Origin of the sequence: Pantoea stewartii subsp. stewartii, from assembly GCF_008801695.1 — a bacterium.
Taxonomy (GTDB): Bacteria; Pseudomonadota; Gammaproteobacteria; order Enterobacterales; family Enterobacteriaceae; genus Pantoea; species Pantoea stewartii.
In genome coordinates this window covers 1-12499 of record NZ_VZPF01000104.1, presented here as the reverse complement: position 1 = coordinate 12499, position 12499 = coordinate 1, and the positions used below count along the sequence as shown (strand labels likewise).

The following is a 12499-nucleotide window of genomic DNA, read 5'->3' as shown; positions in this document are numbered from 1 at the left end:
ACCAATCGATGAGCGGGCACAGCAGAGTGTTCTGGCAACATGACTGACGGTGTCACCACGATGCAGCATCAGCATGGCGGTGAGCCGCCGGGCGTGGTTTTTGTCCTTTGTTTTATGGATAGTTTTCTGCATCAGGCGTCGTTCGGTTCTGGGTATTGGTGCTATGATCGACATTGCTCAGTCCGGCTGGTGATTTGGGATATTCAGCGATTGATCAGATCGCATAAACCGGACTGAGTTCCCTCTAAGTGATCTACTATTCCGAGCAGTTATTTAGAAGAAGCAGAGTCGAGTTTTGATGAGCTTACGATTAAACATAGAGCTATCCTCATGAATCAACTGGATGAATCTAAGCTTGAACTACGCGCCGCGATTAAAAATGAAATTGTTAATGAAATTTCAGAAAGCATACAAAAAACACAAATGCATCTTGATAAGTTTGAAAGTAAAGTAAAGGATATTACTGAATCAAATAATTTCATTAACTATAAAAGTTGGGTAGCAATAATTATATTATCAGGTGCGTTAGTTTTATCTATTGGGTTTAATGGGGTCTTCTATTTTTTTAAATAGAGTCGATAGCGGGTTTTAAACCCGCTATCTGGTAGATTTAATCCTCATGCCAGCCAATAAGCAATCATACCGCCAGCAGGAGGCGTGCCAGCGATAGTAAAACCCGCTTTGCAGGGCGGGGGGTATTCTGCTCACTTTCAGAGATCGTAACCGGCTGCGCCGGGTTCAGGCGCGGATTTGCCCCCTGCGCACTATGTCTGAGCCGTTCCGCGCCTCCATGCGCTACGCGCATATCCGGACAGGCTGCGCACTGCTCGCCAGTCTTACGGCCAACCATCACGGCCCTAACCGGAGTGCCAGCAATAAAGAACCAGGTGCCGTGCATCGAGGGCGGGTTTCGCCAGCATTTCACGCGCTGCAACTGCGACCGGCGGTGCTTTTTTGCTGGCGTTTATTAGACACGAAAAACCACGCTTGTAGGCGTGGTTTTATAAATTTTCCAGGATATTAATTACTTTGCCAGCTCATGCCGTGCTGCCTGAGCCAAAAAATGACTCCGATCCTTATAGGCCGAACGATTCCCTTGGATAAAGCCGTCAATACGCTTAATCAGCACATCAGGCAATGTAATATTTACACGTTGCTGTTTACCTTCAAACTCAGTCAGATCCACGTCAATCATAAACCAGGAATCGCAATGAGCGTATTCAGCATTTGCCGCATAAACCATAAAGCCAGCATCTTTAATATCTTCAACGGAATGTGCTCCACTCAGCAACATTTCCTCGACGATACTTAAAATCGCTTCTCGCGCCATCACCGGTATATCCGATTGCTCGTCAGCCGCTGATACGCAGCCGTAATCAAACCGATCAAAAGCCGGTACGCTTATACCAAATGCTGTATCAGCATCTTTAGGAGATTCAACTCCAACAGAAAAAAACATACTCACCTCCAAAGTCGGCGGGGATCAAATCCCCGCCATTTTTTTGATTGACCTGACAGTACCCAGAGGTAAATCCTTTTTCGGATGCGGAACAGGAAAGGTCTTTCCTGTTATGGGCGACCACCAAATCTGGTGACTGCCCCCGTTGTGCCGTCGAAGTTCACACCCTGCGGCTATCAGTTCTTTCAACAGGTCAGCAGATTTCATAAGCCCTCCGTAACCTGAAATTCATTATACACACACATACACACAAAACAAGAGGACGATGGAGTAAATCACAGATTTTTTGCAGCCTAACGGATGACTAACGCCCCATTCGGGGCAAAGCTTGGGAGGGTAAACTTGAATTATTAACTACGGCCAATTGTACATCATTTCAGCGTGAACAGGCGAGCCATACTAGCTTCAAAATCAGCGATACCAGCAGACATACACAGAGAACGCTGGCGCTCCTGCGTTAACTCCCGCTGTAGCTTAAGGATCATTTCGTTCTGCTCTTTCACCATTCCTATTGCAGTTAAAAATGCCTTGCTGACGGTTGAAACCCCTAAATATTCCTGAGCATCTTTAATGATCACATCATCCTGCTCACTGGTTCTGATTGTATAATGACCCATTGCTTTTACCCTACTTAGCGTGTGTTATTGCAGAAATGACCATGAAAGCCCTAGTAGGCGGGATTTCTCCCGCCAGTTTAGTTAGTGCGCATACCCTCTAAGGTGCTCTAACCACCATCGTAACTCATCCCATTCGTGGGCTTTCATCGCAGGGATCTTTACCTCCCAGCCCTTTACAAGTGCATCTGCGATGTTTACAATTTTGTTCATTGACATAATGATTACTCCAATAATTACTTTGTCATGCGGTATCAGGTTGTTAGCGCAACCTGATACCACCCCAAGATTAATCTTTCATAAAACTTTTTAGAATTTCCTCTTTTGCTTTCTCTTGTTCGCTTGGAGAATAAGCGAAGTTATACCAGCCTTTAATATTTGCAATGATTTGTTTGTCATTACAGCCACATCGTTCAATCCAGAACTTGACATTACGTTTTAAAGAAGCAATTGCTGTTAATTCCATCTTTTATCTCTCAGATTTGATATTAATTAAAATTAACCAGAGGCTTATTAGGGGGATTACTCCCCCTATATATTTAACAGGAAAAATGCTTAATTACGTGGAGTAGCTCAGCAGTATCTTTAGCTAAATAATATGTAGGATCAGATGCTGCGCTATCCATCAAATCATTAAATTTGAGAGTCAATTCGACACCTTTAGCATAAAGGTCGAGTTTGGTGATTTTTCCGGTCTGGAACTGAGTGATAGCTTTATGTGCTTCTTTTTTAACGTCTGCGATTTTTTGGATTTTCATTTGTAGCTCCTGGCCGTTCGGCCTTCAGGAAAAGCACCGCGCCTTCCATGTAAATAATATTACACGTTATAACGTGTTTTATCAAGATGAAATTCATCAAAAAGGCTCTTTTTTTATGCCCGCAGGGCATGGGAGGCACGGAGTGCCGGAAGCCCCGCAGCGCCACGGCGCGAGGACTTAAACAGCATTACGGCTTCAGCCGTAATAAATCCCCCTCACTGCTAAGCCGGTTTTTGGCCGTTCCGGCAGCACTGGCGTTAATACGCGTCCGGTTCGCCCGGCTGAGCGGGCTGTGTGGCGCTTCAGCGACGCACAGGGCGTGATTTGTCCGGGTGTTGGGGAAAGGGGACGCCTGCGGCCTCTTGAGCCTACAGACGCGGTTCTCGTTGATTTGCAGGTTGGTCTTTGCTATCTGACACTAGCGATAGCCCGAACCCGTGAACGGGTTCGGCGTAGCTTGCCTGATGGCAAATGCCATCAGGTTAGCGAAGTGTGGCAGACGACCCGGCCTGTGGACGGGGAGCCGAAGGGAGCCTGATTAACAGGTATTTTTAGCCAGTTCAGCCCGCAATTTGCTGTTATCGGACTCCAGATAAGTGATTCGATTTCTGGCCTTTTCCAGTTCTTTAGATAATACGGCCACCGGAGACAAGTCACCTTGCCCGTTATCCATATCAGCTACAAAATCCTCCCTAAACGCCAGGATTGCCGCATCAAGAGCATTTTCCAGCTCAACCACTTTTGAAGGAAGCGGTATACGCTCAGTCAGGCATTGCGCCAACTCCACAGCTATTTTTGCTGCCTCCTTAGCGGGAGTCTTCGCATCATCAATGCGTGGCAATAACTGGTAGTCAGGATGCTCATTCAGCAACAGCAAAAGCATATATGTTTCACTGACTGATACGCGATTAGTATTCTGCTCTTTATCCTGCCAGGAGCGCAGAGACAGACCGAACAACGCAGCCATTTCTTTTTGTGTGCGGTTCAGAAACACCCGCGCACGCTGTGCCAGTTCACCCCTGTAATCAGCTTTCAGACCCATGTTCCTGAGACTCCTTTAGAAAACGAATAAATTCACGTGTCAGTTTTGGTAACGGAAAGTCGCTTACCCGGATAAACTCGCCAACGTTAAGGTAAAACTCCTGATTAAGTACCTCGATACGCTCTTCTTTCGCGCCGGATGCCCGTTCTGCTTTCGTCGGCTTCGTCCGATCAAGCACCAGATATTGAAGCCGATACTTGATACCGTCACTTTGTACCGCCAGTGACTGAGAAATCCGGGCCGTTTCGCCCCGACGCCTCGCAAAAAACAAATCTTTCATGCTTCTATGCTCCTGAAGCAGAGCACCCAAACAGTGGGCCGCGGGGCATCCCCCACGGCGCACTGTCAGCGCCCCAGTGTTGATAAAAATCCAATCACTTTGATTAGCTGGTCTTTGCTGAGATCGTCCAGTTTAAGCCGATACGCTTTACCGTACATCTCACACACATCACCCGAAATCCCTCCAGGCGTTTTGATATGACACAGCACATCATAGTAACCACCATAGTTTTGTACCTCGACCAGCTGCCCGACCAGGTTGATTAAAATCCGCCGATCATCCTGAATCTTTTGTGCTCCGGCTCGGTCAGCTTCGAAATACGCGATTTGCTTTTCTGCATCAGGTAAGATCTTACGGCGTATATCCTGAGCAATTCCCCAGGGGTGGCGCATTGGGGATACTGTGCAAGCTGAGTAACCGCCAGAACTACGCGCAGACCGAGACCGGACGCCGCCAGTTAAATGAATCCGGTCTTTTTCAAGACGTGCGAAGATGGAATAATGCCGAAAGGCTGGATTAACCAGGTTTATCCGGTATGCATCTTCTGTACGTCTGTCTATCTTCCAGCCATCGCCCAGGAACGTACAAACCCGGTTAAAAACAGCTTCATAGCGTGAAAAAAATGTTTTTTCCATATCATCCCCCTGCAACGTCAAAAGAAGGGGGCTTACATGCCCCCTACGGCAATCAGGCGCGGCGTTCTACCGATTTACGTCCATCGGCCTTACGCTGGCCGTAAGTGCCATACATTTCGCGGATTTCATCCATTGAATGCTCTTTACGATTGCGGCTGGATTTATGTTCCTCCGGGCGATAAAACCATTGTTTTTTCTGCGACGCCCATTTACACCCTAACGATTTTAATGCTTCTTTATGCGTCTTGGTATCGCCAGAGATCCAAACCCAATTACCAATAACCTCAAAAATAATGTCTGGAAGATTATTTAATTCTGTTAATACTCGTTCCAACTCCTCGCCATAGTCATAACGTGCATTATCATCAGTTGACTGGTATTGATTAACCTTTTCAAGATTAGCCATCAAAAAATCAAATGCTGCATTAATTGCTTTCATGATTTCCGCAGCAATCGGATTATCTTTGTTTCGATCCGGGTGATGTTTCAGCGAGGCTTTTTTGTAGGCTTTCTTAATTTCTTCTTTGGTTAATTCACCGGACAAACCAAATACATTTAATGCTTCCTGAATATTCATTTAAAACTCCTGGCCGTTCGGCCTTAGGGAAAGCACCGCGCTTTCCATATTGATTATATTACACGTCATAACGTGTAATAACAACTGATAAATAGAATATTTTTTTCTTTTATGCCCGCAAGGGCATGGAAGGCGATCGCGCCATTATCTGACCAGTACACCGCCTGCCAATCGCCGGAAACAACTCCCGCTAATCCTGACTGCATACCATCCCCCCTCCCTGCAAAGCCCATAACAAGCTGGCAGACCACACATTACTGATAAAGCCCTCCGGAACGGGACGCAGTTAGCGCGTGAGCCTGGCGAACGGTACGCCGTCCCGTCTACGGGTCGGGGCGCTGTATCTGCGCGTTCAGACGCAAGGCGGCTGATACGGGGCGATAGCATAACTTTGACGGTTACTGACCAAAATCTGTTGCTGGGACAAAAAAAAGCCCCGGTTTAGCGGGGCAGACAACTATTTTTATGCCAGCATTTTTAATGCTTTAGCTACGACCGGCGATGACACTTTACTGTCGTTTCATGTCATCCGGATAACTTGGCCATCTGGATTATGATAGCAAACTGTAACTATGAAATTGCGTAGATAGCTTTGCGGCAAATCCCGTAACAGTGTCCCAGGAAAGGAATATCGTCATCGAAATCTACTGGCGGCTCACTGGACTGATTTTGTGGCGTTGAAGATGTCTGCTGAGATTGCTGTGGATGGTCCGATTGAGCATTATTCCCATTGGTATTAGCACTACGGCCACCCAACATTTGCATCGTACCGCCCACGTTCACAACGACTTCGGTTGTATATTTCTCAGTCCCGGCCTGGTCTGTCCATTTGCGCGTGCGCAGCTGCCCTTCAATATAGACCTGTGAACCTTTTCGTAAATACTCACCGGCTACTTCTGCCAGCTTGCCGAAAAGTACAACACGGTGCCACTCAGTCTGCTCCTTCATTTCACCCGTGGCCTTATCACGCCAAGATTCGGAGGTTGCCAGTGTAATATTAGCGACAGCACCACCGCTAGGCATATACCGAACTTCAGGATCTGCACCCAAATTACCAACGAGAATTACTTTATTTACGCCGCGTGAAGCCATAGTTATTTCCTCTTGTTATTAAACATCAGTGATACGCTGCCATCAGATTGTAATTGCAATGCTGCATCGTACTTTTTGCCAGTCTTGGTTGATTTGAACCCCTTTATTTCGCGCGTTTTTCCCTTTGAAAGCAGGTCGGAAATTTGGGTGATCGTAAGTGTTTTACCGAATTGCGTTCCCCACAGCACGAATTTGCAAGCTTCATTCGTACAGTTACAGGCTTTAGGGTGGTATTTCATTTTGGCCTTGCAACGCGGGCAATTCGCATCAAAGTTCATGGCCGTAAAATCTGGTTGACCATTACGATCCGGAACAGCATTTCTGCACTCGGGGTAGTTATTACATCCCCAAAACGTGCCTTTTTCGTTTTTACGACGAACATAGCGCCCTCCACAGTCGCAGGGATGGATCGTTACCTTAAGACGTGAAAGGTCAACGTTATCCACCTGGAAGGCGACGAACGTTTCCAGCTCGTCGAGGAAGCTATCAACAGACAGTTCCCCCACTTCGATCATCTTTTGTTGCTCATGCCACAATGCAGTCATATCCGGAGTGGTCATGATAGGCGGCAGCGCCTGAATTAAGGAGATACCCAGCTCTGTAGGGACTATTTGCTTTTTGATAATGCTATAGAACCCACGCTCAAGGAGCAGTTCAAGTATCGCGCCCCGCGTTGCCGGAGTCCCTATACCGCCCTGTTCCTGATCGTCTTTATCAGTATCACGGTCAAGAAGTAGTTGCTTAATCTTGGGATCTTCAACGTACCGCGCAACCCGGCGCAAATCTTCGAGCAGAGAAGCTTCCGTATAAAGCGGGGGAGGTGTCGTTTTATCACAAACAACATCAACCTTTTGGCATTCTGCGGTATCGCCCACTGTAAGCACTGAGAGCGCATCAAATAAAGCGCCATTATCCTGCTCACCCCCTTTTTCTTTGAGTAGCGCAGACCAGCCAGCGTTAGTGCAGCGAGTTGCCCTCAGTCTGAATGTGTACTCTCCAATACCGAACTCAGCCAACGCTGATTTAAACTCCTTCTCTTCAAGAAATTGCACAAGATATTGTTCAACAATCGCCTGATAAACCTTCTTTTCGTTAGTCGTTAAAAGACTGGCATCAATGGATTTTTGCGTCGGGATAATCCCTGTATGCGCCGTTGTTTTACTTTCGTTGAAAGCTCGGCTTTGACGGCTGCTGTCAGCTTTAGCAAAGAAAGGAGCCAGCTCCGGGAACGTATTTGAGATCGCACGCAATGTTCCAGGTGCATCAGCAAATTGCTCTTCATTGAGGTAGCGACAATCAGAACGGTTGTATGTGATGGCCGCGTGCTTTTCCCGTAATGCCTGGGTTATTTTCAGCGTATCTTCGGAACTAATATCATGCAGCCGACTCATTTTTACCTGGAGATCAAGCAAAGCAAACGGTAATGGCGGCGCTTTGGATTTAGGTTCGACAGTTGCAGCTGTGACTGTGGCATTTTTGCCGGTGCAAGCTGAAGCCAGTTCGTTAGCATACCCTTCGCTGTTAATTTTCCCTTTATCGTCAACCGGCGCGTCTTCAGGTATTACCAGCCCTGCAACAATGGGAGCGTTCAAACCGCCTAAATGCGCCCTAACCTGCCAATACCACGATTCTTTATGGTTTTGGTTGGCAAGGAAACGCCGCACCATCATTCCTAAAATTGGGGTTTGAACACGCCCGACGGAGATAACCTCTGTATGTCCCCGCTCACGTGCGGCTACAGTACAAGCACGTGTAACTGGAATACCATAGATAAAATCACCTACGCTCCGGGCAAAAGCACGGTTTGACAGGCCTTTAAAATCGGCATTATCACGCAGATTTGATAAGGCTCGCCTGGCTACTTCAGGGTTTAGATCGTTAATCAGCACACGCTTAACAGGCGCGGTGCAGCAGCAGTATTGCAGCACTTCATCAACAAGTAATTGCCCTTCTTCATCAGGGTCGCCAGCGTGAACGATTTCATCAGCCTGAGAGATTAGTTTTGCCAAGATCTCAAACTGTGCCGCCGTACGTTCAATGACAAGATGCTGTACTGGCCGCAATTTCATATGGAGGGTATCTTTACTCCATCGCTTATATTCAGGGTTATAATGTTCAGGCGGCGCAATTTTCAATAAATGCCCCACACAATAAGAAACCACATCATCACCACAAACTATATATCCATCTTTATACTGCGGATTACCTAACGCTTGTGCGATAACCTGCGCGAGATTAGGCTTCTCAGCGATAAATAAACGTTTCATAAACTCACCCTTTGCAAAGAATTAATTTATTAGCACAACAAATAGCTCTTTCTTCTGAAATTAATCGTGTCCAGTTATCTTTATTTACCGGGTCCTTAAATCTCATTTCCACTCCGTTAAAAGAGAAAACTCCTTCCCGGTTGAGGATGTTGGTTGCGACATCCCATCCAGCTACTCGCAGAAATGCAGTTACTGCAAAACCTGAATTCGCTGCAATTTTGGAAACAATACAATCATCAGATTTAATTAACGCAGCGAAGGGAACGACTTTTTGGTACCCAACAGAGATTACAGGAAATGGGAAAATAGAATAAAATGCAATCTGATGACAGTACTGACCATAGTCATCAATAGCAGCCAGCCAAAAATTCTCCATTGACTTTAATTTTTCATCAATGTTTTCATCTGACATTTCAGGATTTAAAAGATATCCTCCGTAACATAAATAATAAGGATGCTCAGATTCGCAAAAATCCGTTAGTTCTTCAACCGGCTTATCTTTCCAGTCCCTCAACAAACTAAACTCATCGGCATCAAGTAGAAACTTTCGATTTCCAGCATCAAATAAAGCATATTGCATGTATCAATCCTCTAGTTGAAATGCGCCCATAGAAAAGGCTGCTTCAAGAATTGCGGAAAGTTGATGCGTTGGCATGTAATCTTCATAATTAATCCATACTCGTTTAATTTTCCCATCAACCTGTCTTACTGCTCGCTCGCGACGTTCAATGCAATCACTGTCAAGCCATACTCCATTGAATAAAGGAAAACTGTTATTTTTAAAATAAATATTTTTATCTTCATCTGACATGCATTTGAGCATATGAGCGAGATAACGAGATACAAGCGCGAAACTTCTTACCGCATGGTTCTTATCGTCAGGTTCAACATTTTTATTATCGAACTCTATAATGCCGCCTTTGTGGATTCTGAATTCCCCAAATGTCATAACATGCGCACGTTCTGGTTTTGTCGGGAATGTCCATGTGGCGTAAAATGAATACACGCCGCGCTCTTTTTCTATCCATGCCTCTGCAACAAAGGAAGCCTCGCTGCCATCCAGACAAGCCGAATAGCGTGAAGGTGCACAAAACGAATCACCTTCGTAAGAGACCGGTTGTGTATATTTCCCAATAATGAAAGTATCACCGACTTTCATATCCCTGATTGAACGCTGAAACCAAAGCGGCATACGGCAGTAACGCATAAAATCATAAACCGTTTTTATTGAACTCACTTTCATTATTTGCTCCTTTACCAACCATACGGATAAGCAGGGAACGTCAACCAACTCTCAAGCAGGTATTCTGTTTGTTTGTTCCAGTAGAAGTAAAATCCCCGTGAGTTAAAACATACCGGATAATTATCAATCTCTCCGATGTTTTGTGCTCCTTCAAATAAAGGATTAACATAGAAATCATCTTCGAAAGAATCCGTGAGATTAGAAGCCACAAAATCCTTACGAGATAGTTTTTTTATATTGTCACGTTCATCATCAAAGCCTACCGTTCCGCCAGTAAAAGCTCTGTGCTCAAAATTACTCCATGTAAGTTCATCCAGTGTATCGACATGTTTCTGTGTGATATCAAGAAAGGCTTTTTTAACTGACTCTTTATCATCATAATTAACCTTTTCGGGGAAGCTGATAAGAAACTCAGCCGTTTCGCCCTTATCATGACTGAATAAAGGTTTTAATTCATCCTCATCTTTGAATTCTTTCTTAAATGCTTCAATATCACGCACGAAACATGACATATAGTAATATCTGTCAGTCTGGAATAGCCCTTGAAAATCTTCACCATGAAGCAAAGCAAACTGGCATATGCGATCATATAAATCCATTACCTTTTGATAATTTTCATCAGGGACAGTTATCTCTACCTCAGCCGCGCTTTCAGTCATAACTGAAGTAATATAAACATCCGCACTGACAAGCACCTGCCCTATGCATATACGATTATTAAAACGCTCTTTATCGGATTCAGTCATCATTATTTTATTCCTGTTTGTTTTTCTGGCTGGTAAAATTTCACCTATAGCTTAACTTTTCCATATTTCTGCAAAACCTTATCGACATACTGACTTACGCCATAAGGTGCAGGACATTCATTGTTTAAAAAATCTTTTCTGGCATCAAAGGTATGATTTGGCAAAAATGAACCATGCTTTTTCTTTATAATATTAAAAAAAGTTTTCTCTGCATCAGAACAGCCATCTCTACTGGAGCCATTCATTTTCCCCCAAAGACAGAGAGTAACTTTGCAGGGATCATCAGCTAAAGCTGAAGATGCATATAAAAAGCAGCTCAAAATAGATACGCTAAAAATTAAATTACGTTTCATACAGCTATCCTTTCATTAATTAAGTCTCTAAACGTCTGCTCCCGCTGGTCACAGCCGTTAAGACCCCGGAAATCACGCTCAGAACGTCGCACAGCGCCATTCTGACCGCTCACCGGGGCTTCGGCCTTAACTCAGCGGTAAACATCGCTGTAAGCCCGTTATGGCTTTGCAGGGAGGGGGGCGGGGCAGTGACCACACAGCAGCGTGCGTGGACGTGCTGCCGTGGCTCTGGTCAGATACGGTGGTAGTGGGTGCATTATCCCCGTTCAGGGAAGCAAGGCCCGGCGGTTTGCTTTCTGTGCTTCATATCAGCTACGGTGTGCCGCCTTCTATGCGCTCCGCGCATAAAAAGAAGCATTTGGATTTCTTGTAAAATGTAACCGTGACACCTTCAGAAATTTATTTCTGTGGGTGGAGGGGTTGGACAAGCGCAGCGCGTCAGTTCTTCCTGTGTCGCCACTCCCACGGAGGTATCGGGTTACTCTCAGCCCACAGGCCGCGCCTCTGCTCCTGAGCTTCTTTTTGTAAAGCCGGTAGTGCAGTATCTGCGTTGTACTGGTCATATACCCAAGCGGCACCCACAGATATCATCTGATGGTTGATATCAATGCCATTCACTGAAACCCGCCCCAATAAACGCCCGTACCGATCGGAGCTGTCGTAATTGACAATAACAAACTTTCCGGCAACTAGTGTTTTAAGCTGCTCACCAGACCAACGACCAAATGCCTGACCTTTCTCAGGTGCGTCAATATTGAGGAGTCGTACTCGCTGCGGAATTTGCGTAACAAGCAAGTTAGCGGGTAGATAATCAGCTATAACATCGATTGTGTCGCCATCGAGAACTTTGATTACCTTTGCTTTTATTTCAGTAGCTGATGCGTTAAAAGCAGTAATAAATGAAATTAGCAATAATGATATTCTCATACCCTGTTCTTCTTTATAAAATAAATAGAATCAATGGCAGCAAGTTATAACATAAGCAGATTCGTTATGTTGATGGCCAACAAACTGTAAACCAGCTGAATACCATCCCACAGGACAAACATAATTAGTGAAATCACGTCCACTAAAGTTTCCTATCTGTTTGCATTCACGCTGTTGCAGAGATCCTCCAAGTGTCCATACCCGATTCTGGCACGACATCACCGCACCGCTAAATAACTGCTCGGAATAGTAGATCACTTAGAGGGAACTCAGTCCGGTTTATGCGATCTGATCAATCGCTGAATATCCCAAATCACCAGCCGGACTGAGCAATGTCGATCATTGCACCAATACCCAGAACCGAACGACGCCTGATGCAGAAAACTATCCATAAAACAAAGGACAAAAACCACGCCCGGCGGCTCACCGCCATGCTGATGCTGCATCGTGGTGACACCGTCAGTCATGTTGCCAGAACACTCTGCTGTGCCCGCTCATCGATTGGT

Annotated in this window: 18 protein-coding genes and 2 pseudogenes; 2 read left to right on the top strand and 18 right to left on the bottom strand. The window is 45.4% G+C overall.

What is annotated here, in order from left to right:
- Positions 1-174: pseudogene (locus F7Q90_RS22515) on the bottom strand (IS630 family transposase); the annotation flags it as partial.
- Positions 175-330: 156 nt separating this feature from the next.
- Here F7Q90_RS22515 and F7Q90_RS22510 point away from each other — a divergent pair.
- The gene (locus F7Q90_RS22510; RefSeq protein ID WP_151161079.1) at positions 331-573 is read left to right on the top strand and encodes a hypothetical protein; all 243 of its coding nucleotides are present in this window, start codon (positions 331-333) and stop codon (positions 571-573) included.
- A gap of 451 nt (positions 574-1024) precedes the next feature.
- Here F7Q90_RS22510 and F7Q90_RS22505 read toward each other — a convergent pair whose 3' ends face one another.
- From F7Q90_RS22505 to F7Q90_RS22435, 17 genes are all read right to left on the bottom strand, one after another.
- Complete coding sequence (locus F7Q90_RS22505; RefSeq protein WP_044243835.1) at positions 1025-1459, bottom strand: type II toxin-antitoxin system HicB family antitoxin; 435 nt, start codon at positions 1457-1459, stop codon at positions 1025-1027.
- A gap of 24 nt (positions 1460-1483) precedes the next feature.
- Positions 1484-1666 (bottom strand): type II toxin-antitoxin system HicA family toxin, encoded by a 183-nt coding sequence (locus tag F7Q90_RS22500; protein WP_000833472.1) that lies wholly within the window; start codon positions 1664-1666, stop codon positions 1484-1486.
- A gap of 164 nt (positions 1667-1830) precedes the next feature.
- Positions 1831-2076, bottom strand: a complete 246-nt coding sequence (locus F7Q90_RS22495) for a hypothetical protein (RefSeq protein ID WP_044243833.1) — start codon at positions 2074-2076, stop codon at positions 1831-1833.
- Between the two features lie 286 nt (positions 2077-2362).
- Positions 2363-2539 (bottom strand): hypothetical protein, encoded by a 177-nt coding sequence (locus tag F7Q90_RS26780; protein ID WP_006122538.1) that lies wholly within the window; start codon positions 2537-2539, stop codon positions 2363-2365.
- 73 nt (positions 2540-2612) lie between these two features.
- A complete protein-coding gene (locus F7Q90_RS22490; RefSeq protein WP_006122537.1) occupies positions 2613-2831 on the bottom strand; it encodes a hypothetical protein in 219 nt (72 codons plus the stop codon).
- 538 nt (positions 2832-3369) lie between these two features.
- Complete coding sequence (locus F7Q90_RS22485; protein WP_006122536.1) at positions 3370-3873, bottom strand: hypothetical protein; 504 nt, start codon at positions 3871-3873, stop codon at positions 3370-3372.
- Positions 3857-4153, bottom strand: coding sequence for a hypothetical protein (locus F7Q90_RS22480; RefSeq protein WP_006122535.1), 297 nt, complete (start codon positions 4151-4153; stop codon positions 3857-3859). The genes F7Q90_RS22485 and F7Q90_RS22480 overlap by 17 nt, the downstream gene beginning before the upstream one ends.
- 65 nt (positions 4154-4218) lie before the next feature.
- Complete coding sequence (locus F7Q90_RS22475; protein WP_044243829.1) at positions 4219-4788, bottom strand: hypothetical protein; 570 nt, start codon at positions 4786-4788, stop codon at positions 4219-4221.
- A 52-nt stretch (positions 4789-4840) separates the two neighbouring features.
- Positions 4841-5365 (bottom strand): J domain-containing protein, encoded by a 525-nt coding sequence (locus F7Q90_RS22470; RefSeq protein WP_006122533.1) that lies wholly within the window; start codon positions 5363-5365, stop codon positions 4841-4843.
- Between the two features lie 65 nt (positions 5366-5430).
- Positions 5431-5571 carry a hypothetical protein gene (locus tag F7Q90_RS26775; protein WP_006122532.1) on the bottom strand — a complete coding sequence of 47 codons (141 nt, stop codon included), beginning with the start codon at positions 5569-5571 and terminating at the stop codon, positions 5431-5433.
- Between the two features lie 364 nt (positions 5572-5935).
- Positions 5936-6457 (bottom strand): single-stranded DNA-binding protein, encoded by a 522-nt coding sequence (locus F7Q90_RS22465; protein WP_006122531.1) that lies wholly within the window; start codon positions 6455-6457, stop codon positions 5936-5938.
- A gap of 2 nt (positions 6458-6459) precedes the next feature.
- Positions 6460-8724 (bottom strand): type IA DNA topoisomerase, encoded by a 2265-nt coding sequence (locus F7Q90_RS22460; protein ID WP_006122530.1) that lies wholly within the window; start codon positions 8722-8724, stop codon positions 6460-6462.
- Between the two features lie 4 nt (positions 8725-8728).
- Entirely contained in the window at positions 8729-9304 is a 576-nt protein-coding gene (locus tag F7Q90_RS22455) for a hypothetical protein (protein ID WP_044243826.1), read from the bottom strand.
- A gap of 3 nt (positions 9305-9307) precedes the next feature.
- Positions 9308-9967, bottom strand: a complete 660-nt coding sequence (locus tag F7Q90_RS22450; protein WP_044243824.1) for a hypothetical protein — start codon at positions 9965-9967, stop codon at positions 9308-9310.
- Between the two features lie 11 nt (positions 9968-9978).
- Positions 9979-10716, bottom strand: a complete 738-nt coding sequence (locus tag F7Q90_RS22445) for a hypothetical protein (protein WP_044243821.1) — start codon at positions 10714-10716, stop codon at positions 9979-9981.
- A gap of 41 nt (positions 10717-10757) precedes the next feature.
- Entirely contained in the window at positions 10758-11066 is a 309-nt protein-coding gene (locus F7Q90_RS22440; protein ID WP_071988837.1) for a TrbM/KikA/MpfK family conjugal transfer protein, read from the bottom strand.
- Positions 11067-11504: 438 nt separating this feature from the next.
- Positions 11505-11993: a thermonuclease family protein gene (locus F7Q90_RS22435; protein WP_044243819.1), complete on the bottom strand. Its 489-nt coding sequence runs from the start codon at positions 11991-11993 to the stop codon at positions 11505-11507.
- Between the two features lie 332 nt (positions 11994-12325).
- On the opposite strand from F7Q90_RS22435, the pseudogene F7Q90_RS22430 reads away from it, so the two are divergent.
- Positions 12326-12499: pseudogene (locus F7Q90_RS22430) on the top strand (IS630 family transposase); the annotation flags it as partial.